Origin of the sequence: Tamlana sp. I1 (genome assembly GCF_015355625.1) — a bacterium.
Taxonomy (GTDB): domain Bacteria; phylum Bacteroidota; class Bacteroidia; order Flavobacteriales; family Flavobacteriaceae; genus Pseudotamlana.
On the sequence record NZ_JACLAF010000002.1, the window covers coordinates 33,539 to 56,787 of the forward strand.

Annotated in this window: 19 protein-coding genes; 11 read left to right on the forward strand and 8 right to left on the reverse strand. The window is 35.5% G+C overall.

The features are described from left to right. Nucleotides 1–203 precede the first annotated feature (203 nt). From H6X70_RS01630 to H6X70_RS01655, 6 genes are all read left to right on the forward strand, one after another. Nucleotides 204–3,128, forward strand: coding sequence for a SusC/RagA family TonB-linked outer membrane protein (locus H6X70_RS01630; protein WP_194765938.1), 2,925 nt, complete (start codon nt 204–206; stop codon nt 3,126–3,128). Nucleotides 3,129–3,138: 10 nt separating this feature from the next. Further along, a complete protein-coding gene (locus H6X70_RS01635) occupies nt 3,139–4,716 on the forward strand; it encodes a RagB/SusD family nutrient uptake outer membrane protein (RefSeq protein ID WP_194765939.1) in 1,578 nt (525 codons plus the stop codon). A 17-nt stretch (nt 4,717–4,733) separates the two neighbouring features. Further along, nucleotides 4,734–5,864, forward strand: coding sequence for a SusF/SusE family outer membrane protein (locus tag H6X70_RS01640; RefSeq protein WP_194765940.1), 1,131 nt, complete (start codon nt 4,734–4,736; stop codon nt 5,862–5,864). A gap of 186 nt (nt 5,865–6,050) precedes the next feature. Next, on the forward strand, nt 6,051–8,906 hold the full coding sequence (locus tag H6X70_RS01645; protein WP_194765941.1) for an alpha-amylase family glycosyl hydrolase: 2,856 nt from the start codon (nt 6,051–6,053) through the stop codon (nt 8,904–8,906). Between the two features lie 209 nt (nt 8,907–9,115). Then, nucleotides 9,116–10,231, forward strand: a complete 1,116-nt coding sequence (locus H6X70_RS01650) for a DUF2914 domain-containing protein (protein ID WP_194765942.1) — start codon at nt 9,116–9,118, stop codon at nt 10,229–10,231. 213 nt (nt 10,232–10,444) lie between these two features. Next, nucleotides 10,445–10,912, forward strand: a complete 468-nt coding sequence (locus H6X70_RS01655) for a hypothetical protein (RefSeq protein WP_194765943.1) — start codon at nt 10,445–10,447, stop codon at nt 10,910–10,912. Nucleotides 10,913–10,992: 80 nt separating this feature from the next. Here the strand turns inward: H6X70_RS01655 and hemL are convergent, their stop codons facing one another. From hemL to H6X70_RS01675, 4 genes are read right to left on the reverse strand one after another with little or no spacing between them, the layout of a single operon-like run. Beyond that, a complete protein-coding gene (gene hemL / locus H6X70_RS01660) occupies nt 10,993–12,279 on the reverse strand; it encodes a glutamate-1-semialdehyde 2,1-aminomutase (RefSeq protein WP_194765944.1) in 1,287 nt (428 codons plus the stop codon). 11 nt (nt 12,280–12,290) lie between these two features. Continuing rightward, nucleotides 12,291–13,106 carry a glucosaminidase domain-containing protein gene (locus H6X70_RS01665; protein WP_194765945.1) on the reverse strand — a complete coding sequence of 272 codons (816 nt, stop codon included), beginning with the start codon at nt 13,104–13,106 and terminating at the stop codon, nt 12,291–12,293. 4 nt (nt 13,107–13,110) lie between these two features. Further along, nucleotides 13,111–14,019, reverse strand: coding sequence for a 1-aminocyclopropane-1-carboxylate deaminase/D-cysteine desulfhydrase (locus tag H6X70_RS01670; protein ID WP_194765946.1), 909 nt, complete (start codon nt 14,017–14,019; stop codon nt 13,111–13,113). Next, complete coding sequence (locus H6X70_RS01675; protein ID WP_194765947.1) at nt 14,009–14,347, reverse strand: hypothetical protein; 339 nt, start codon at nt 14,345–14,347, stop codon at nt 14,009–14,011. The genes H6X70_RS01670 and H6X70_RS01675 overlap by 11 nt, the downstream gene beginning before the upstream one ends. A gap of 127 nt (nt 14,348–14,474) precedes the next feature. Here H6X70_RS01675 and H6X70_RS01680 point away from each other — a divergent pair, with 127 nt between their 5' ends. After that, nucleotides 14,475–14,639 carry a DUF5522 domain-containing protein gene (locus H6X70_RS01680; RefSeq protein WP_194765948.1) on the forward strand — a complete coding sequence of 55 codons (165 nt, stop codon included), beginning with the start codon at nt 14,475–14,477 and terminating at the stop codon, nt 14,637–14,639. Nucleotides 14,640–14,763: 124 nt separating this feature from the next. After that, nucleotides 14,764–15,336 (forward strand): DUF4136 domain-containing protein, encoded by a 573-nt coding sequence (locus H6X70_RS01685; protein WP_194765949.1) that lies wholly within the window; start codon nt 14,764–14,766, stop codon nt 15,334–15,336. 331 nt (nt 15,337–15,667) lie between these two features. Here H6X70_RS01685 and H6X70_RS01690 read toward each other — a convergent pair whose 3' ends face one another. After that, entirely contained in the window at nt 15,668–16,417 is a 750-nt protein-coding gene (locus H6X70_RS01690; protein ID WP_194765950.1) for an enoyl-CoA hydratase/isomerase family protein, read from the reverse strand. Nucleotides 16,418–16,520: 103 nt separating this feature from the next. Between H6X70_RS01690 and H6X70_RS01695 the strand changes: the two genes are divergently transcribed. Then, complete coding sequence (locus tag H6X70_RS01695) at nt 16,521–16,832, forward strand: rhodanese-like domain-containing protein (RefSeq protein ID WP_194765951.1); 312 nt, start codon at nt 16,521–16,523, stop codon at nt 16,830–16,832. Here H6X70_RS01695 and H6X70_RS01700 read toward each other — a convergent pair. The 3 genes from H6X70_RS01700 to alaS all read right to left on the reverse strand — a co-directional run bounded on the left by H6X70_RS01700 (nt 16,821) and on the right by alaS (nt 21,718). Continuing rightward, nucleotides 16,821–17,435, reverse strand: a complete 615-nt coding sequence (locus H6X70_RS01700) for a DUF4230 domain-containing protein (RefSeq protein ID WP_194765952.1) — start codon at nt 17,433–17,435, stop codon at nt 16,821–16,823. The two genes, H6X70_RS01695 and H6X70_RS01700, sit on opposite strands and share 12 nt — an antisense overlap. A gap of 505 nt (nt 17,436–17,940) precedes the next feature. Further along, nucleotides 17,941–18,894 carry a GSCFA domain-containing protein gene (locus tag H6X70_RS01705; RefSeq protein WP_194765953.1) on the reverse strand — a complete coding sequence of 318 codons (954 nt, stop codon included), beginning with the start codon at nt 18,892–18,894 and terminating at the stop codon, nt 17,941–17,943. A gap of 211 nt (nt 18,895–19,105) precedes the next feature. Next, nucleotides 19,106–21,718 carry an alanine--tRNA ligase gene (gene alaS, locus H6X70_RS01710; protein ID WP_194765954.1) on the reverse strand — a complete coding sequence of 871 codons (2,613 nt, stop codon included), beginning with the start codon at nt 21,716–21,718 and terminating at the stop codon, nt 19,106–19,108. A gap of 220 nt (nt 21,719–21,938) precedes the next feature. On the opposite strand from alaS, the gene H6X70_RS01715 reads away from it, so the two are divergent. Together H6X70_RS01715 and H6X70_RS01720 are read left to right on the forward strand one after the other, a co-directional pair. Continuing rightward, nucleotides 21,939–22,910, forward strand: a complete 972-nt coding sequence (locus H6X70_RS01715; protein ID WP_194765955.1) for a M23 family metallopeptidase — start codon at nt 21,939–21,941, stop codon at nt 22,908–22,910. Further along, on the forward strand, nt 22,910–23,239 hold the full coding sequence (locus H6X70_RS01720; protein WP_194765956.1) for a MerR family transcriptional regulator: 330 nt from the start codon (nt 22,910–22,912) through the stop codon (nt 23,237–23,239). The genes H6X70_RS01715 and H6X70_RS01720 overlap by 1 nt, the downstream gene beginning before the upstream one ends. The last annotated feature ends 10 nt before the right edge of the window (nt 23,240–23,249 follow it).

Sequence of the window (23,249 nt, forward strand, 5' to 3'; positions counted from 1 at the left end):
ATGAAAACCACAAATTTTTCATATTTTTAAATAAATGCAGCAAAAATGCTGATAATTGAAAAAGTTACTAACACGAAAACGTTTTCGCTAAGAATTTCGTAATTGTTAAATTCGATTTAACATAACTTTTACATAATTTTAACCTCGAGAAGTAAAAATATAATCACTAAACTAAATTACACATTTAACTTAATTACTATTGTATGAGAACAATTATTAATAGTTTATTACTGGCACTGTTTTTTGCTCCAGCCTTAGTTTTGGCGCAAAATACCGTCACCGGAGTTGTATCGGAAAGCGGTACAAATATCCCCATAGCGGGTGCAAACATTATTGTTAAAGGAACAACAACCGGAGCGGTTTCAGATTTTGATGGAAATTATACGGTTTCGGTTAACACAGGAGAAACCCTTGTCTTTTCATTTATTGGGTACCAAACTAAGGAATTAAAATACACAGGACAATCTACCTTAAACATGTCACTAACCGAAGACGCTTCACTTCTTGACGAAGTTGTAGTTATTGGGTATGGTACGGTTAGAAAAGAAGACGTTACTGGCGCTGCCGATTTAGTGACAACTAAAGACTTTAACCAAGGCCCTATTGTTAATGCACCTCAATTAATTCAAGGTAAAGTTTCGGGCGTATCGGTTACCTCATCTAGTGGTGCTCCTGGAGATGGCCAAGAAATTAGAATTAGAGGAAACAGCTCACTCTCACTTAACAACAATCCTTTAATTGTATTGGATGGTATTCCTTTAGACCAAGGTGGTATTGGCGGCTCTAGAAATCCATTAAATATGGTAAACCCTAATGATATTGAAAGTATGACCGTTTTAAAAGATGCCTCGGCAACTTCAATTTATGGGTCTCGTGCTGCCAATGGTGTCATTATTGTAACCACTAAAAAAGGGAAATCATCAGATTTTAAATTTAATTTAAACACCTTAACTTCTATTGGTAGCCCAATTGCGAAAGTAGATGTATTAAATGCCGATGAATTTCGTGATATCGTAACAAATCATCCGCAAGCTAATGCAACTACACTAAGCTTATTACAAGACTACGATACCGATTGGCAGGATGAAATTTACGGAAATGCTTTTGGTCAAGACCATGCGTTTAGTGCTTTAGGAGCTGCTTGGGGCATACCAATGAGAGCTTCAGTTTCATACACCGATTATGGTGGTATTTTAAAACGTGATAATTTTAAAAGAACAACAGGTTCTATTAGTTTAACACCAAAATTATTTGACGATCATCTAAAAATAGAATTAAATGCAAGAGGAAACTATACCGAAAACTTCTTCGGAAATAGAGATGCCATTGGTTCTGCTAACAGCTATGCACCAACGCAACCAGTTTATGATGCAAACTCCCCTTACGCAGGATATTCGTCTTGGATCGACCCTGCTACAGGTTTAGAGCCTAGCTTAGCAAATACCAATCCTGTTGCTTTATTAAATTTAAGAGATGACGAATCTGAGGTAAGACGCTTTATTGGTAACGCCAAACTTGATTATCAATTACACTTTTTTGAAGATTTAACTGCAACGGTTAATATCGCTTTAGATAAATCTAACAGTCATGGACGTACCATCGTATCTGATTTAATGCCTACCACAGACCCAACTTGGAACGGCTCTGAAAATACTTATAGAAATGAAAGTACAAACCAACTTTTTGATGCGTATTTAACCTATAACAAAACATTTAACGAAACTCATAATCTAACCGCTGTTGTAGGATATTCATACCAGTCATTTGAATACAACAATTACAGTTATGATAGTGAGCTTGAAGAACGTGGTAACACCTATGAGTTTATAGATAAATCTAAAAACGTATTGTTATCATACTTTGGTAGACTTAACTATGATTATGATGGACGCTACTTAGTAACTGCAACTTTAAGAGCAGATGCTTCTTCAAAATTAAACCCTGATGACCGTTGGGGGTACTTCCCATCGGTAGCATTAGCTTGGAATATTCACAACGAATCATTCTTAGAAGATTCTGCTTTAAATGAGTTAAAATTAAGAGTAGGTTACGGTGAAGTTGGTAACGTAAATGGTTTAGGTGAATACCTGTTCTTAACGCGTTACTCAGGAAGTCAATCGAACGCAAACTATCAATTTGGTAACAGCTTTTATCAAACCTACAGACCTGACCCAGTAAACCCAGATCTTAGATGGGAAGTTGGTAACACACTTAACGTTGGTTTAGATTACAGCTTTTTAGACCGTAGAATCTCTGGTTCTATTAATGGTTACATCAAAAAAACAAAAGATTTAATTGCCAATGCTTCTATAGATCCTTTTACCAACTTTGGTAGTAGAATCGATAAAAATATTGGAGACATGGAAAACAAGGGTATTGAATTTGCCATAAACCTAACCCCTGTTCAAACAAAAGATTTCGAATGGTCTATTAACTACAATATTGCTGTAAACGACAATAAGATTACAGATTTACCTTTCGACCAAGTTACAGGTGGTATTAGTGGTGGTGTTGGAAACAACATTCAATTACATACAGAAGGTGAAGCGCCTTATAGCTTTTATGTTTTACAACAAATTTACGATGCTAATGGAAAACCCATTGAAGGTGCTTTTGTAGACCGAAACGGAGATAATATCATTAACGATGCAGATAAATATGTGCATAAAAACCCTTATGCCGATGTGATTATGGGATTAAACACCAATTTGAATTACAAAAAATGGGACCTATCTGTAATTACAAGAGCAAATATTGGAAACTATGCCTATAACAATGTAGCTTCTGGTAACTCATATTTAAACGGTGTAATTCCAACAACCAACAACTTCTTATGGAATATTCATTCAGATTACTTAAATACTGGATTTAAAGACCAAACCGACAACAACTTTTTGAGTAGTCATTTTATAGAAGATGCGTCTTTCTTTAAAATTGACAACATTACCTTGGGATACACCATTGATGATGCTCTTAAAGACACGTCATTTAGAATATACGGATCGGTTCAAAACCTATTAACTGTTACAGGTTATAATGGTTTAGATCCAGAAATTAATGGCGGTATCGATAATAGTTTTTACCCAAGACCTAGAACAATAGTATTGGGACTTAATGTTGGCTTTTAAAAATTGAATTATGAAAAATATTATAAATAAAATTATACCAATCTTAACTATCTCGTTATTTATGGCATCATGTCACGGCGATTTAGATCAATACCCTATTGATCCAGATAGTTTTACAGAACAAGATGTATTTGCCAATGTTACCGAAGCAAAAGGTGCTTTAGCAAAACTATATGCCAGTTTAGCCTTAACTGGACAACAAGGTGGCGATAGCGGCTCCCCAGATATTAGCGATATCGAACAAGGGTTTTCGCAATACACACGTATGTTATTTAACCTAAACGAACTTACTACAGATCATGCTGTTGTTGGTTGGGGAGATAGCGGGTTACCAGATTTACACGGTATGTATTGGACAGGAAGTAACAGCTTTACAGGCGCTATGTACTTACGTTTGGCGCAAGAAGTTTCATTTTGTAACTCGTTTATAACAAATGCTGAAAGCTTAACCGATCCTGAAGCACAAACATTTATTGCTGAAGCGCGATTTTTAAGAGCATTTGCGTATTACAATTTAATTGATTTCTACGGAAATGTGCCTTTAGTAACGAAGATTACCACAGACCTACCTTCACAAAGCAGCAGAACAGAACTTTTTGATTTTGTTGAAAGTGAATTATTAGACATCCAAAACTTGTTACCAGAACCAAAAGCTAATGAATATGGACGTGTCGATAAAGTGGCCGCTTGGGCATTATTGTCTAAACTTTATTTAAATGCCGAAGTATGGACTGGTGCAGATAAATATAGTGAGTGTGTTACCTTTTCTAACCAAGTTATAAACTCATCTTACAGCCTTAACACTACCGATACAAACGGAAATGGTACTGCTTATGATGAATTATTCTTAGCAGACAACGACACAAACGGAGCACAAAACGAATTTATTTTCTTAGTAAGCTTCGATGGTATCCAATCGTCAACTTACGGAGGTTCTACATTCTTAATTCATGCAGCCATTGGCGGCACTATGGATCCTACCGAATTTGGAGTAAACGGTGGCTGGGGCGGTCTACGAGTAACCAAAAACTTAGTTAATAAATTTGAAAGCGGAGACCAACGCGGTATGTTTTATACCGATGGTCAAACTCTAGAGATTGAAAGTATTCCACAATTTAGCAACGGATATGCTTGTACTAAGTTTAGAAACATCGATTCTAATGGCGAGCAAGGCAATGATAAAACCGGTGAATTTACAGATACCGATTTAGCACTTATTCGTTTACCTGAAATCTATTTCAACTATGCTGAAGCTTCATTAAGAGGTGGTGGTGGCGACCTAAACACAGCAACAAACTTAATTAATCAATTAAGAGAGCGTGCTTACGGAAGTGCCTCCGGAAGCATCACTTCAGGCGATATTACTTTAGATTTTCTTTTAGATGAACGCTCAAGAGAATTGTACTGGGAAGGGCAAAGACGTACCGATTTAGTACGTTATAACTACTTCACCACATCAAGTTACTTATGGCCATTTAAAGCGAATCAAAAAAATGGAACATCTACTGATTCCTTCAGAAACATTTTTCCAATTCCAAACAATACGCTTTCAACTAACCCTAACTTAATACAAAACCCTGGTTACTAACTAAAAACTAAAAGACGATGAAAAATATAAAAATTATAGCATTATTTATTACAAGCATGTTAGCCTTAAGTGCTTGTACAGACGACGATGGTTTAACTTATATAGCACAACCAAAAGGCGATGTAGAATTTACAAACTCTTTTTTACCCGAGTATCTACTTTCTTCTACAATAGCCGACAATGTAGGCGAACGTTTTACATGGGAAAGTGTCGATTTTGAAACACCAACCAACATCTCGTACCAAATACAACGTTCTATTATAGGTGATTTTACAGATGCTGAAGTTGTAGGAACCACTAGCGAAAACAATTATGCAGTAACTATTGGTGACATGATTAGCTACGCTGAAGAAGCTGGCCTAGACAACGATCCAGATACCGAAGCGCCTAACACAGGTGTGGTAACATTTAGAATTCGTGCATTTGCCGGAACTGATTCTGATACAGAAGTCATCTCTGACGGCGTACCTTTAACTCTAGTGATATTGGAAAGTGCTGACACCCCTACAATACCTACTTTTAGAAACCTATTCTTAGTAGGCGACGGAACAGCCCCTGGATGGAATCCAAATAATAACAACCCAGCTATTATTAGAGATCCTGCCGATGAAAACATCTATTCTTACACGGCTTACTTTAATGGTGGTGCTGATGTGGAAGGCTTTAAATTAGTTGAAGTATTAGGTGAATGGCAACCTCAATGGGGTGGATCTGCCGGAACTTTAGGAATGAATGACGGTACAGGAACAGATCCTTCAGCCTTTAAAATTCCTGTAAGCGGTTACTACAAGTTTAACATGAACATTACAGACATGACCTATACTTTAGTTGAATATGATGCTTCTGCAGCTCCTATTTACCCAACTATCGGTCTAATTGGTGACGCCACAGAAGGTGCATGGGATAATGACACAGACTTAACACAATCACCTTTCGACCCACATGTGTGGTTTATTAATGATGTGGTTTTAACCGATGGCGAAATAAAATTTAGAGCTGATGATGCTTGGGATGTAAGTTGGGGAAGTGATACCGCTTTAAGTGGTTTAGCAACATTAGGAGGTCCAAATATTCCTGCTATGGCTGGAACATACGACATCTGGTTTAACGACTTAGATGGTGGCTATATTTTAATTCCTGTAGAATAATTTATCACCCATAAATTAACGAAAGAGGCTGTCTGAGAAGTATACTTGATGTCATATTGAGCCTGTCGAAATATATTTAACTGATTGCTAACCCCGATTAGTTTCGACAAGCTCAACATATAAAAATCAAATTTAACGAACTTTTCATACGACCTCTTTCTTGTTTATAACCTAATAATTTAAATTATGAAAAAAACATTACTTGCTTTTTTATTTTTAATAGCGACAAGCTTGGGTTACGCACAAATAACCACAAGTCCAAGCATATTTAATACGATCGATCCGGTAACTATCACCGTAGACCTAACAAGTACTGCCACAAATTGCAACGCCTTAAATAACCCTGCAAAAGTTTATATGCACTCTGGAATAGGAGACGACTCAAACGCTTGGGGATATAGTGCCGTTGGTAATTGGGGACAAGATGATGGCGTTGGCTTAATGACCAATAACAACAATGGTACATGGAGTATCACAATAACTCCAAAAACATATTATAGCTTAACCGATGCTCAAGCTGCTACCGCTACTAAAATGGCTATGGTTTTTAGAAGTGCCGATGGAAGCCAAGAAATGAAAGCCACTGGTTGTATTGATTTTAAAATTGATGTTGGAGACTTTCAAGTTACACTTAATTCGCCAAACGAAAACAGTACTTCTATCTTAGCTTCTGGTAACAATTTAAATATTTCTGCTTCAAACACAAGCGGAAATGCCGATTATTCACTTACTGCAAATGGAAGTGTTATAGACTCTAAAACAGGAGTTAGCTCGTATACTTTTACACATAGCAATATTAGTACTAATCAAGATTATGCATTAACCGTTACTAAAGGGCAATCGGTTATCACAAAAACATTTTCTGTTTTAATCAATCCTGGAACAATATCTCAAACCATGCCCAGCGGATTAGAAAACGGTATTAACTATAACTCAGGAGATGCTACAAAAGCCACTCTGGTTCTAGATGCTCCTTTAAAAGATTTTGTTTATGTAGCTGGAAGTTTCAATAACTGGACACCTACTTCGGCTTACGCCATGAAAAAAGACCCGACTTCAGGGAAATTTTGGTTAGAATTAACGGGCTTAACCGCGCAAAAGATAGAAACTTATCAATATTGGGTTGTCGATGAAACACCTATAGCAAATTCACCTGTTATGGTAAAAACAGCCGATCCGTTTTCAACTTTAGTCTTATCTCCTTTTGATGACCTTGGAATTCCTTCAGGAACTTATCCGAATTTACCAACTTATCCGGCCGGACAAGAACGTGAAGTTACAGTGCTTCAAACTGGAAAAAGTGCCTACAACTGGACGGTTACAAATTTCAATAAACCTAAAAAAGAAGACTTAATTATTTACGAGGTTTTAATTCGTGATTTTGATGCCGATAGAAATATTCAAGATTTAATAGATCGTATGGATTATTTCAAAAACCTAAATATTAACGCCATTCAATTGATGCCGATTATGGAATATGAAGGTAATGAAAGCTGGGGTTACAATACTTCCTTCCACATGGCTTTAGATAAGTTTTATGGCACAGAAGATAAGGTTAAAGAATTTATCGATTTATGTCACCAAAACGGTATTGCCGTTATTTTAGATATTGCATTAAATCATGCCTACGGAAGAAACCCGATGGTACGCATGTGGATGAATGATCCTGATGGTGATGGTTGGGGTGAACCAAGTACTGAAAGTCCTTATTTCAATACTGAAGCCAAACACAGTTACAGCGTTGGTATGGATTTTAACCACCAACAAGCAAAAACACAATACTATGTAGAGCGTGTTGTTAACCACTGGATTAACGAATTTAAAATTGATGGTTTCCGTTGGGATTTAACCAAAGGCTTTACTCAAAATTGTAGCGATCCAGACGAAGTTTGCACCAACGGCTACCAACAAGATCGTGTTGACATTTTAAAGCAATACGCCGATTACTCTTGGAGTTTAGATAACACACACTACGTTATTTTTGAACATTTAGGTGGAGATACTGAAGAACAACAATGGGCAAACTACCGTATTGGAGAAGGTAAAGGTATTATGATGTGGGGAAAAATGACCAGTCCTTACAACCAATTGACTATGGGCTATGCTTCAAACTCAAACTTTGATCGTATGGGAAACAAATCTCGAGGATTTACAGGCAAACGTTTAGTCGGTTATGCCGAAAGTCATGATGAGGAACGCTTAATGTATAAAAACTTACAATTTGGCGATTCGAACGGTTCTTATAATATCAAAACATTAAGCACTGCTCTTAAAAGAATGGAAGCTTTAGGCGCAGTAACTCTTACGATTCCAGGACCAAAAATGATTTGGCATTTTGGAGAATTAGGCATGCAAAACTCTATTTTTACTTGTTCTAACGGAACGATTAATGGAGAAACTTGTAAATTAGACACTAAGCCACAGCCACAATGGATTGCTAAATGGATTGAAAACCCAGACAGAAAATCTATTTACGATACTTGGGCCCGTTTGAACGACTTAAAAATTAACGAAGATGTTTTTGAAGGCGACTACAGCATTACTTCTGGAACTTTAACACCAAGAATTCGTGTTTGGAATACCAGCCTACCATCAACCCAATTAAATGATGTGGTTATTATTTCAAATTTTGATACAGCTGATAAAACAGTAGATCCTAATTTTGCGACTAGTGGTACTTGGTACGATTTAATGGATGAAACTGGAGGCACAACCATCACAGCAACTAGTGCTATTACATTAGCACCTGGAACCTTCAAAATTTACGGAAATAATCCAGCAAACAGTTTAAGTGTTGAAGGCGACGTTTTAGCGCAACCCTTTACCATATACCCTAATCCTACCCAAAATAGCTTTAAAATCAATAGAACGGTTTCACAAGTAAGCGTTTATGGGGTTACAGGACAATTAATGAAGCAATTTCAAGGGAAGTTTAATAAAGGACAAGCTTTCGATATTTCAAATTTACCATCAAGTATTTACTTAGTGAAAATAACAAACGACTCGGGAATCACCCAAACCGTAAAACTTATTAAGCACTAAAGAAATAGCTTTAATATTTTTAAAGAGGCTTTCTAAAAGGAGGTAAAATTGTCATTCTGAATTTATTTCAGAATCTCATAAGGATGAGAACCTGAATCAAGTTCAGGTTGACGAAAACTTCACTTTTAGAGAGCCTCTTTTTTTGATTAAACTTCATTTTAACAAAAACCATTTTATTCTATTACCTTTGTGATTGCCTAAAATTGGATATGAAACGCGCCTTAGTTAAGTATAGAAATAGTGGATTCTCAAAGTTTATTAGAAAACACAAAAAATACGCCCCAATTTTATTCTTTATTGGTGGTTTTATTTTTGACACGCTTACTCTGGGTCGTATAGACAGAACCTACGATTTGGTTGTTTTGTGTTTTCATATGTCGGCGCTAAGCCTCACCTTATATTTATTTAATTTATCGGATGATGGCAAATGGAAAGACACCTTTCTAGAACGTTTTGAAGAATACTTTCCGCTAGCCATTCAGTTTTTCTTTGGAGGACTTTCAAGTGCTTATGTAATTTACTTTTCAAGAAGCGTATCCTTATCCAAAACCGCTTCATTTTTTGTTATTTTGGTCGTTTTATTATTAGCCAACGAGTTTCTTAAAAAGCGAATTGCTAATAAATACCTTCAGTTTAGCATTTATTACTTTATCAATTTCACTTTTTTCACGTTTATGATTCCTGTCTTCCTTAGAGATATGGGACATATTATTTTTCTAATTTCCGGAGCAGTAAGTTTGGTTTGCACCATCGGTTTAATCCGAATTATTTATCGCAAGAGTCCTAGTACACGCGCCGAAGTTCATTTAGGAAAATTGCTAAGTATCATCATTTCAATTTACATTTTAATTAATGTGTTTTATCATTTTAAACTAATTCCGCCAGTACCCTTAGCTTTACAAACGGGTATTGTAGCACACGATATTAAGGTGAAAAACAATGAATATTTAGTGACTTACGAACAGGAAAATCAATTTATATTCTGGAGAGATTACCGCTCTGAATTTAACTACACCCCAAATACGCCTATTTATGTTTTCTCATCGGTGTTTGCCCCTACAGCCCTTGAAAAATCGATTATTCACCGTTGGGAATATTATAACGAGACATCAGACCAATGGGTGTTTGCCGATGATATAAGCTTTAATATTAAAGGCGGCCGTAATGATGGCTACCGTGGCTACAGCTATAAAAACAACGTGAAAGCAGGACTTTGGCGTGTTGAAGTGATTACGCAAGAAGAATTGGTTTTAGGTGTTATTAATTTTAAAATTATTATCGACCCTTCGCAAAAACCTAAACAATTGGTGCAAAAAGCATTTTAGTTTTAAAATAAAGGAATATTTAAAATTTAAATCGTTCATAAATTTCTAGAACAGGAACACAAGATTAGCCCATGTTCTACAAGGCTTAACAACGCAACTCCCTCTTTTTTACACAACACAAAAACCGTTAACATTTCGTTAAAAACATCCTGCATTTTAAACCTTTTTAAAACGCGTCAGTCCTAAGGATATAAAAATTAAAACACAGTTAGGATGAAAAAAATAATATTAATTGCTATCGCATTTATTGGTTTACAAGGCATAGCGCAGGAGCACAAATCAGAAAGAAGAAATCACAACCAGAAACATCATCAAAAGATGGATTTGACTGCCGAGCAAATGGCGACGCTTCAAACTAAAAAAATGACTTTAGCTTTAGATTTAAGCAACGCTCAGCAAGTTGATATTTACAAATTCAACCTTGAAAATGCCACAAAGCGTAAAACGATAATGGCTGAACATAAAGCAAAAAAAGAAAGTGGTAAAGCTGAAAAACCGAGTCAGGAAGAGCGTTACAATAGAGCAGTTGCCAAATTAGATTATCAAATTGCATCCAAAGCAAAAATGAAAACTATTTTAAAGAAGGATCAATTTGAAAAATGGGAAAAAATGCAAAAGAAAAGAGAAAGAAAAAGTGATCACCACAGAAAAGACAGAAAAGGTGAACGAAGAAATAGTTAGTTAGGTTATTGATTTTAGTTGATAAAAAGCGCTTCTCTAGGTTTTTAGAAAAGCGCTTTTTTATTTCAATTTTATAAATTCTATAAAGTTTTTGAGACCGTATTCACGGCTGCAATGGTAAAATCTAAATCTTCATAACTTAGTGCGTCTGTAATAAACCAAGTTTCAAAAGCACTTGGCGCAATGTAAACCCCTTCATTTAAAAGGCCATGGAAAAATTTCTTAAACGTGTCGTTATTTCCTTTTGCGGCCGTATTAAAATCTACAACTTCGGCAGCATCAAAATGCACAGAAATCATCGATCCCACACGATTAATGGTATGTGTAATTTTATTTTCAGTTAAAACCTTAGCAATCCCTTCATGCAAATATTTGGTTTTTGCTTCCAATCTAGAAAACACTTCAGCATCTGCATTTAACTCTTGCAACATGGCTAAACCTGCAGCCATCGCCAAAGGATTTCCGCTTAAAGTTCCTGCTTGATATACAGGACCAATAGGCGCTAAATAATTCATAATTTCTTCTCGGGCAGCAAAAGCACCAACTGGTAAGCCGCCACCTATCACTTTTCCGAAGCAAACAATATCCCCAGAAATATGATAACGCTCTTGCGCGCCTCCTTTTGCTAAACGGAAGCCGGTCATTACCTCATCAAAAATTAATAATATATTGTTGGCATCACATAAGTCGCGTAGTTTCTTTAAAAAGTCGTTCTTAGGTGGAACGCAGCCCATATTTCCCGCCACGGGCTCAATAATAATACAAGCCACCTCATCTTTATTAGCTTCAACTAAAGCTTTTACATTCTCAATATCGTTATAAGTAGCTAACAAAGTATCTTTAGCCGTACCTTGTGTTACGCCAGGACTATTTGGGGTACCAAAAGTACTTGCTCCACTACCCGCTTGAATTAAAAACGAATCTGAATGCCCGTGATAACAACCAGCAAACTTGATAATTTTATCTTTTCCAGAAAAACCACGTGCCAAACGTACCGCACTCATGCAAGCTTCGGTTCCTGAATTTACAAATCTGATTTTATCAATATTTGGCACCATAGAAACGGCTAGTTTAGCAATTTCGGTTTCAATTTCAGTAGGCATTCCAAAAGAGGTTCCTTTTTTAGCTTTTTCAACGACAGCATCAACCACGGGTTTGTGGGCATGACCTAAAATCATAGGTCCCCAAGAGTTTATATAATCAACCAAGCGATTACCGTCTTCATCATACAAATATGCGCCTTTGGCTTCTTTAACAAAAATTGGTGTGCCACCTACACCGTTAAAGGCTCTAACTGGCGAATTTACACCCCCTGGAATTACTTTTTCTGCTTCGGCAAATAATGCACTGCTTCTTTTATAAATCATATTACTATCTATTATTTTGATGATTTCACCACTAATACCTGCCCAATACTTAGCCCGGTACCGCGTAAACCATTTAATTTTTGAAGTTCTTCTACTGTGGTATTATAACGTTTTGAAATAGAATACAAAGTGTCCCCTTTTGAAACCGTGTACGAATTAACATTCTCGACCACTGGAAATTCATATTTTTCATAGGCATCACCTAAAACTTCTTCATCATAATCATAAAGTTTATAGCGTTCTATCAAGCTAACTAATTTATTTGGGTATTTAGGATCGGTGGCATAACCAGCATCCTTTAAACCTTTAGCCCACCTTTTATAATCTTCTTTTTTTAGCTGAAAAAGTTTCGCATAGCGTTTGCGTTCACTTAAAAACAGGGAATGGTCTCTAAACGAATATTTGGCGTCTTTATATTTTCTGAAACATTCTTGGTCTTCATCATCATCGTGATAAATTTTAGCACCAGTCCATTCGTGACATTTAATTCCGAAGTGATTATTCGCTTCAACTGAAAGTCTGCCCTTCCCAGAACCCGATTCTAAAATCCCTTGAGCCAATGTGATACTTGCAGGAATTCCGTATAAAACCATTTCTTCTTGAGCCGTTTCGCGGTGGGTATCAATATATTCTTCGGTACTGTTAGCGTAAACTTTTGGTGCCGGTTTAGCAACAACTTGTTCTTCTTTAGACGATTTGGGTGTCGTATTGGTTTTAGGAGTAACGCGTTCTGTACGCTGTTTTGGTTTCTTAGCAACTACAGCTTTTTTAGATTTACAACTAAATAAAACGCAGCCTAAGCATAAAATTATTAAGATTCTTCTCATTACATCAAGTAATTTTTGGTAAATTTTTCTTTTTCAAAATGGCGTTCATACCTTCAATACCTTGTAAGCCTCCTGTGTGAATGGCCAAAATTTTCGAACCTTTAGGAAAGTAACCTTTCTCTATTAAATCGAAAATTCCAAATAGCATTTTTCCTGTATAAACGGGATCTAACGGAATGTTAAAATCGGATTTAAACTGATTTATAAACGTCACCAATTCTTCATTTATTTTGGCATAACCGCCAAAATGATAATCGCTGATTAATTCCCAATTAGATTGTGTTGCAAATTTACTAATATCTAACTTTAAAAAGTCCCCTTTTAAGGCGGGAAAACCCAAAACTTTTTGATGGGGTTTTGAAGCATTTATAAGTCCTGAAATGGTCCCTCCAGTGCCTACCGCCGAACATACAAAATTGAAATCCTTATCACTTTCTGTTAAAATTTCTTCACAACCCATTACCGCCAAAGAGTTGGTGCCGCCTTCTGGCACAAGATAAAAGGCACCTAATTCGTTTTTTAAAGCTTCAATGAATGCCTTGGAGGATTTGTTTCGATACACTTCCCTTGAAACAAACTTGAATTCCATACCATGATTTTTGGCAAAACTTAAAGTAGGATTATCATCAATTTTGGTCCATAGTTCTTCACCGCGAATTATGCCTATGGTTTTAAAACCGAATAAATGTCCTGCCGAAGCTACAGCAGCAATATGATTGGAATAAGCGCCACCAAAAGTAAGCAGGGTTTTAAACCCTTGTTTTTCGGCTTCAAGGAGGTTGTATTTTAACTTTCTGTATTTATTTCCAGACACAAAAGGATGAATGGCATCCTCGCGTTTTATATACAATTCAACGCCTTTATTCTGAAGATTAACCTGCTGATTGATGCTATTTTCAAGCTTAAATATCATGCCCACAAATATACTTTAAAAAACTCCAAAATGAGCGATGTTTCAAATAATCTAAGTCATTTTCGTTAGTGTAAGCCTCTCTTTCAAAAGAAATATTCCGGTAGGCTTTTTGCCAGTTTCTATACCGTACAAAACGGATTAAAAACTCAAAAAAGTAACAGATATAAAATGGAATTACTAACATTTCTATTTGCTGTTTTAAATGAATTTTCTCGTGATTTATTAAAATGGTTTGCTTCTGAAGTGATTTCGATTTCAAAAAAATAAAAGGATATAAGGTTAACCCTGAATAACCTTTAGGCACCATATATTTAGAAATTAGAATCATATCGTTTACACTTCAAGAATTAAACCAAATAATTTATGAATTAGTATCCAGAAAATATTGAAAAAAGCAACGCTCTGCCCAACCTTTCAAATTAAAATTCTATTAAATTACATTATCTTTGTTAGTAATGAAAAAAATAATCCCTATTGAAGAAGGCGATTACTACCTAACACCAGAAGGGTATCGCTGTTTTACAGAAAAGTATCATTTAAGACGTGGTTATTGTTGCGAAAGTGGTTGCCGTCATTGCCCGTATGGCTATGATAAAAAACGAAATGCTATTAAAAAATAGCCATTCAGCCCAGTAATCTAGCTGCTTTTTGGTATGATTCTTGATATTTTATTAAGATAAAGCTAACTTGTAATCAACCGGTTACCGTGCTTTAAACATGAAAAAAACATTAAATAACAGTCCTATGAAACATTTAATTAAAGCATTTTCATTATTACTAATGGTGGTAATAATTTCCTCTTGTAGCTCGATTCAAGTCGCTGCAGATTATGATAAAAAAGCAAATTTTAACGACTATAAAACCTTTGCATTTTTTAAAACAGGCATTGATAAAGCAGAGATTAGCGATTTAGACAAACGCCGAATTCTTAGAGCGATTGAAGCCGAATTACTAAATAAGGGTTTTACAAAATCTGAAAATCCAGATTTGTTAATTAGCTTATTCACGAAATCCAATCAGCGTGTAGATGTTTACAACAACACATGGGGCTACGGCGCCTGGGGTTGGGGCGGCTGGGGTCCTTACGGTGGCATGGGACCTGGTTGGGGCTGGGGTTGGAACCAACAACCTAGCGTTTCTACCAGTACCGAAGGTCAATTATACATTGATTTAATAGACGCCAAGAAAAAAGAATTGGTTTGGCAAGGTATGGGAACTGGCTATTTAACCCAGAATATGGAGAAAAAAGACGCCAGAATTAAAGAATTTGTTGCCGAAATTATGGCAAAATATCCTCCCGAATTAGATAAAAAATAAAGCATTAAAAACTTAAAAAGCTGTTTAAAAATTATTTTAAACAGCTTTTTTTTTTGAATAAAATTTTCAAAACCATATGTTATTCACTTTGGTGCTCAATTAAAAAATCTTGTACAACATTCTTTTAAGTTTAATGATAGTATCAAATGATACTATCTAAAGATGAAACCAACATACGAAATCACAATTTCTATTTTAAAATTAATCATATCTATTTTAGAAAAAATAGGAGAAAAAAATGAAACAATCTATCGTTTAAAATAACCAGGCACTACATGCTGTTGAATTCATGACTAATTTGAACTTGGTTTATGTAAATCTTAAATTACAATCATTTAAAACGCTTCAAAGTTTCTTTTGTAAAGCTACTTAACACTAACCTACCGCTTATTTCTGCCCGTTCTGCTAGTAGCGTATCCCAATCTTCGGTGCCTTTCCAAAAAACAGTTTTCATTTCTTTTAAGGCTTCTGGGTTATAGTTACTTAATTTTTCAGCAAGCTCAAAAACTGCTGCGTCTAATTCATCAACTGTATCAAAAACCTCAGCGTATAAGCCTTGATTTTTGGCAAATTCAGCTGTATAAAATTGTTCGGCATTAATTGTCATTTGAGACATGGCTGTTTTCCCTATTTTTCTAGAAACGGCAGGTTCAATCACAAAAGGACCAATACCAATACTTAATTCGCTTAATTTTATTGAAGCATATTGGGTTGCTAAACAATAATCGGTTGCTGCAGCTAAACCTACACCGCCACCAACAGCTTTTCCTTGCACACGCCCTATGATTAATTTTGGGCATTTACGCATGGCGTCAATGACATTCGCAAAGCCTGAAAAAAATTGTTTTCCGGTTTCGCCATCTTCAATATTAATTAACTCATCAAAACTGGCGCCTGCACAAAAAGTACGATCGCCACCACTTTTTAAAACAATAACGTTTATATCAGGATGCGTTCCTGCTTCAACAATGGTTTTTTCTAAATCCCTTAAAACCCCACTAGGCATAGCGTTTCTTTGCGGATGAAAAAACTCGATGTAACCAACTTTATTTTCTATATTTAAGCTGACGTATGCTTCCATGTAATCCTAAATTATAAGGGATGAATATACACAAAAAAATTAGTAACACTTGTTACGTTGGTTTTAATTAAACCGACAGATATTTGCTAAAACAAATGACATTATGGGATTATTAAACAGACTTTTCGGAAACAAAAACAATAAGATTAAAGATTTTCAATCTAGAAATGCTGTTATTATAGATGTTAGAACACCTTCTGAATATAGCCAAAGTGCCATTCCTGGTTCTAAAAACATACCTTTACAAACCTTAAATTCACAAATTTCAGCAATTAAAGAACTTAACAAACCCGTTATTACATGTTGTGCTAGTGGTATGCGATCGGCTAGTGCTGCAGCCCTATTAAAATCTAATGGAATTGAAGTTATTAACGGCGGTGGTTGGATGCGTTTATATAAGAAACTAGAGTTTTAAACCCTGAAAATCATCGGTTTGATTTATAGGCTCACCGTTGTATTGCAAAGTCCAACCTAAAGAATTGGTTAAAATATAAAATTTTGAAAGCTCGCTAATCAGTCTGTTTTTTGCATTAGTTTTTAATTCCGATTTATCTATTTTCTTCTTCAAAGCCGCATTTACCGTGTTTTTAATAGCATTGTAATCTTTGGCTTCAAACGGATTTAAAAAATCGGCTTGCACATCATAATATTCAAAATCTGGATTGATGGTAATTTCTTCTTTTGGAATGCTTAAAATAGTAAGTGTTTTGGAGGCTTCATCAATTTCGAATTCAATTTTACTTAAATCATAAGCAACAGTTACATCCGCATTAACCACCACAAGCGCTTTTTTATCAAAAGACAAAAAGGTACTTAAAATTTCTTTTGAATTTTTATAGTTGAAAACTTGACTAAAGTGTCCCTCGGTTACAATGAGTTTCCCGACGTTATTAATTTGCTTTTGTATAAGTGCTGAATTTTCCTGAAGCACGATTTTATCATCCTTTTTAGCTTCACAATTTTTGAAGATATACAGAACGGCTATAGTAAGCAGTATACCAAGTAGAATTTTTCGCATAGACTAATTTAGAAAAAAAATGCATGCTTTAGTACGTTTTTTAAAACAAAAAAACACAGGTTCCTTCGACATTATACCTCTTATATTTTAAAATAGGTCTTATAAATCGTTTTCTTCTCAATTTATTTAAAACTCATTTTAAAACATAATTGGTATAAGAAGTCTACCCGTGTTATCATGTTTACTAACAAAACAGGTCAAAAATACATGCTTTCTAAAAAAAGTATATTACCGAATGGTTAAACTAAGCTTATGGCATGTTAAATCTTATCCCGTTTAATAACTTATGCCATTGGTATCAAGAACTTTTGAAAAATTAACCATAAAAAAAAAAGCACCAATCGTCACCCTTTTAAATTGACACATGATGCTTTTTAATATAAACTGATTAATAGCGATGGTTAAGTTACAACTATTTTATGTAACACCATTTATTTTTTCGACCAAGCGTAATTTTTAAAGCCAAGTTTTTAATGAAAATTTGATGATTTAAAATAGTAGAAAACTAAAATACTATATGCGAATATTCTTTTTGAAGCGCTTCTTTTTTTATTTCCAATTGCTTAAGAAATTGTTCATGTGCCTTAGAATTTGCATTAAAAGGTTTGTGCTGAAGTGCTTTTTGAATCCCCTCTACAGTATCCATAGTTTTTAAAGCTGAATCGGAAATCCAGACTTTTTTAAAGCGCTCCCAAATGTATTGAATGGCAAGCGGGTTGGGATGTACCATATCTTCATTATAAAAACGGTAATCTCGCAGCTCGTCCATCATTAATTCATATGAAGGAAAATAAAATAACTTATTTGAATTCAGTTTTAGCAATTGGTGGATTGCTGCCACTAAATGGGCTTTGCTTTGTGTGTTTTCAACAAACCCATCTTTTAAATGACGCACAGGAGATACCGTAAAAATTATGTTGCATTCAGGGTTTACGCTTTTAATCAACTCAACCGTTACTTCCAACACATTGTAAACTTCTTCTACCGATAATAATGTCTTTTTAAATTGTTTCTGCGGAATTTTGTGGCAATTAGCAACCACATTTTGAGTTTCTAAAAAACGATACACCCAAGCGGTGCCAAAAGTTATAATAATATGTGTCGCATTTTTTAACTGCTCGTGTGTAGCTACAAGCGTTTCATTCAGTGTTTTAATTAAATTTTCTTTAGAAACATCGCTTAATTTTGAATGCGCATCAAAGCAATGCCACTGTTCATTTTGAAAAAAAACATCACTTTCAGAATACGTTTTATTAGAAATCGCCTTAGCAATTAGAGTTTTAATTGCCAATGGATGAAATAAAATTCCGAAAGGATTTTGATGGTTTTGAAACTTAAAATACGCTAGTTTATCACCTATATTTTCTGAAAAACAAGAGCCAAACAAAAGTAACTTAGAATGGTAGTCTAATGTCGCATCAGACCGTTTTTCTAGAGGTATTTTCGTTTGAAGGTTCATTTTTTTTAGTTTCTGAGTTGCTGAGATTCAAAGTTGCAGAGTTTCAGAGCTTCAGAGTTACAAAGCTTCAGAGTTGCAAAGCTACTGAGTTACTAAGTTTCAGAGTTACAAAGCTTCAGAGTTTCTGAGCTACTATGCCACTTTGAAACTTTGTCACTTTGTTACTTTGTTACTTTGCCACTTTGAAACTTTACAACTTTGAAACTCTTTTTTACCCCACATACTTCTTAGCTTCAGCTAAAGCTTCATCAATACCCGCTGGGTTTTTACCACCTGCTGTTGCGAAAAATGGTTGTCCGCCGCCGCCGCCTTGGATAAATTTACCCAATTCGCGAACTACTTGTCCGGCGTTCAAGCCTTTACTCGCCACCAATTCTTTAGAAATATAGCATGATAATAAGGCTTTCCCTTCATTTTCTGTTGCAAATAATAGGAATAAGTTTTCAAACTGCCCCCCTAACTCGAAAGCCACATCTTTTAATCCGCCAGCATCTAAATCTAATTTCTTAGCTAAAAACTGAATGCCGTTAATTTCGGTGAGTTCGCTTTTAAGTTCACCTTTTATATTTTTAGCCTTATCCTTTAACAAGGCTTCAATTTGCTTTTTAAGGCTGTTGTTTTCTTCTTGTAAATTTTGAAGTGCTTTTACAGGTTCTGCAGCATTGTTAAGCAAACCTTTCATTTCAAAATACGAACGGTTATTTTCAGCATAAAAATCTTTTACCGCATCGTTGGTAATCCCTTCAATACGGCGAATTCCTGCAGCCACAGCACCTTCAGAAACAATTTTAAAGTGCCAAATATCGGCCGTGTTCTTAACGTGAGTTCCACCACAAAGCTCTATAGATTGCCCAAACTGAATGGAACGCACCGTATCGCCATATTTCTCGCCAAATAAACTCATGGCACCAGCTGCAATGGCTTCATCTTTAGGAATATTTCTTTTTTCAACTAAAGGAATTTTACCATTAATTCTTGCATTTACAAAATGTTCGATATCACGTAATTCCTCGTCGGTTAATTTTGCGAAGTGTGAAAAATCGAAACGTAAATATTTAGAATGTACTGCCGATCCTTTTTGCTCGACGTGTGTTCCTAAAATTGAGCGTAAAGCTTGGTGTAATAAGTGTGTTGCCGTGTGATTACACTCGGTTCTATGACGTTGCTTTTCATCAACAACCACTTTAAACGATTCGTTTAAATGCTTCGGTAAATTTTTAGCAAAGTGAATAATCACATTGTTTTCCTTTTTAGTGTTTAAAATATAAACCACATCACCGTGAATATCTTCCAAATAGCCCTTATCGCCTACTTGTCCGCCACCTTCAGGATAAAACGGTGTTAAATTAAACACCAACTGATACATATCGCCATCTTTTTTAGAGGTTACTTTTCTGTATCGCGTTAGTTTTACATTGGCCTCTAAGGCATCGTAACCTATAAATTCTTCTTCGGCATCATCGACTAAAATCGTCCAGTCTTCAGTAGACATTTCGCTAGCAGCACGCGAACGTGTTTTTTGCTTTTGAAGTTCTTCATCAAAGCCTTTTTCATCTAATTTCAATCCTTTTTCAGAAAGAATTAAAGCTGTTAAATCTATTGGAAATCCGTATGTATCGTATAACTCGAAAGCTTTTGCTCCAGAAACAGTATCGCCACTAGTTTCTTCAACAATGCGATTTAACAACACCAAACCTTGATCTAAAGTTCTTAAAAAAGACTGTTCTTCTTCTTTAATTACATTTTCAACCAATTGTTTTTGTGCTTTTAATTCTGGGAACGCTTCGCCCATTCGTTTGTTTAAAATATCAACCAAACGGTAAATAAACGGTTCTTTTTTATCTAAGAAGGTAAAACCGTAACGTACCGCACGTCGTAGAATTCTACGAATTACGTAACCGGCACCTGTATTGCTAGGTAACTGGCCATCGGCAATTGAAAAAGCTACTGCACGAACGTGATCGGCAATGACACGAATGGCGATATCTACTTTTTCGTCTTTACCATATTTTTTATCGGTGATGACTTCAATTTCTTTAATAATTGGAGTAAAAACATCGGTGTCGTAATTTGATTGCACGCCTTGTAAAACCATACATAAACGCTCGAAGCCCATACCAGTATCGATATGTTTGTTTGGTAAGGTTTCTAATGAACCATTGGCTTTTCGGTTGTACTGCATGAAAACCAAGTTCCAAATCTCAACAACTTGGGGATGGTCTTTATTCACTAAATCCTTTCCTGAAATTTTAGCTTTTTCTTCAGCAGAACGGATGTCCACATGAATTTCACTACAAGGTCCGCAAGGTCCTTGATCGCCCATTTCCCAGAAATTATCTTTTTTATCGCCAGTTAAAATGCGGTCTTCAGAAATGTACTTTTTCCAAATATCGTAAGCTTCGGTATCTAACGTTAAATTATCTTCTTTGTCGCCTTCAAAAACAGTAACATATAGAATGTCTTTATCGATGCCAAAAACTTCGGTTAGCAATTCCCAAGCCCAGGCAATAGATTCTTCTTTAAAATAATCGCCAAAACTCCAGTTTCCAAGCATTTCAAACAAGGTATGGTGGTAAGTATCATAACCTACTTCTTCCAAATCATTATGTTTTCCAGAAACGCGTAAACACTTTTGAGAATCTGTTAATCTACTATTTTTAGGTTGCGCATTGCCTAAAAAGTACTCTTTAAAAGGCGCCATTCCCGAATTAACGAACATTAAAGTTGGGTCGTCTTTTAAAACCATTGGTGCAGATGGCACAATACTGTGTTTCTTTTCTTCGAAAAAACTTAAAAATTTAGCGCGAACGTCTTGTGATTTCATGTCTTGTTTTTAAATACCTCGTTTCGTATTGATTAGCTTTAATGCGAAACAATTTTTATATTTATGCTGCAAATTTATTTTAAATTTGGTTCAGCATTAACCTTCAAAGCCATTATTATTACAAAATAGTATAATAATTTTTTTGTACGTTTGTTTGATTACTGTCGGATTGAAGTTAATTTCATCTTAAATCCGCTGCAAAAATAGCATAATTTAAGAAATGAGTAAGGTAAAATATTATTACGATCCTGATACGCTGTCCTATCGTAAAATAGAACGCAAAAAACGTACGACATTTAAATACGCTTTTTTCTTTATTCTAGGAACCGCTTTCTTTTCTTTTATATTCGTTTTTATTGCGAGCCAGTACATTGAATCGCCCAAAGAACGTGCCTTAAAAAGGGAACTACACAACGTGCAGCTTCAGTTTGAACTGCTAAATAAAAAGATGGAACATGCCGAAACTGTTTTGGCAAATGTTGCCGATCGTGACAACAATATTTACCGTGTTTATTTTGAAGCCAACCCCATTCCAGAGGAGCAACGTCGCGCAGGATTTGGTGGTATAAACCGTTACAAAAACTTAGAAGGTTTTGACAATTCTAAATTGATTATTGAAAGTAATAAACGCCTCGATATTTTACAGAAGCAAATTGTAGTGCAATCAAAATCGCTTGATGAAATTACCAAACTTGCTGAAGACAAAGAAAAACTACTCGCTGCTATTCCTGCCATTCAACCCGTAAGTAATAAAGACTTAACACGCATGGCTTCGGGTTACGGTATGCGCTCGGACCCGTTTACAAAGGTTAGAAAAATGCACCGTGGTATGGATTTTACGGCTCCACGAGGTACACCGGTTTACGCTACTGGCGATGGTATTGTTACACGTGCCGATTCGCGATCTACTGGTTATGGGAACCACATTAGAATAGATCATGGTTACGGTTATATTAGTTTATACGCGCATTTGTATAAATATAATGTTAAAAAAAATCAGAAAGTAAAGCGTGGCGATTTAATAGGTTTTGTAGGCAGTACAGGACGCTCGCAAGCCCCGCATTTACATTACGAAATTTTTAAAGATGAAGAACGCATTAACCCTATTAACTTCTATTACGGCAGTTTAACTGCTGAAGAATTTAATAAACTATTGGAGCATGCTTCACTAGAAAATCAATCTTTAGATTAATGCATATAGAACTCCCCGAAAAACGGTATTATGGCATTGGCGAAGTGGCCAAAGCTTTTGATGTGAACACCTCTTTAATACGATTTTGGGAAAAGGAATTCGATGTGCTTAAACCCAAAAAAAACGCCAAAGGCAATAGGAAATTCACCCCCGAAGACATCAAGAACCTAAAGTTTATTTATCATTTAGTAAAGGAACGAGGCTTTACGCTTGAAGGTGCTAAAACGCATTTAAAAGAAGAAAAAAAGCAAGCCCTAAATACTTTTGAAATTATAAACAAACTTGAATCTATTAAAAATCAACTTATTAAAATAAAACAACACCTTTAAAAATTAAACA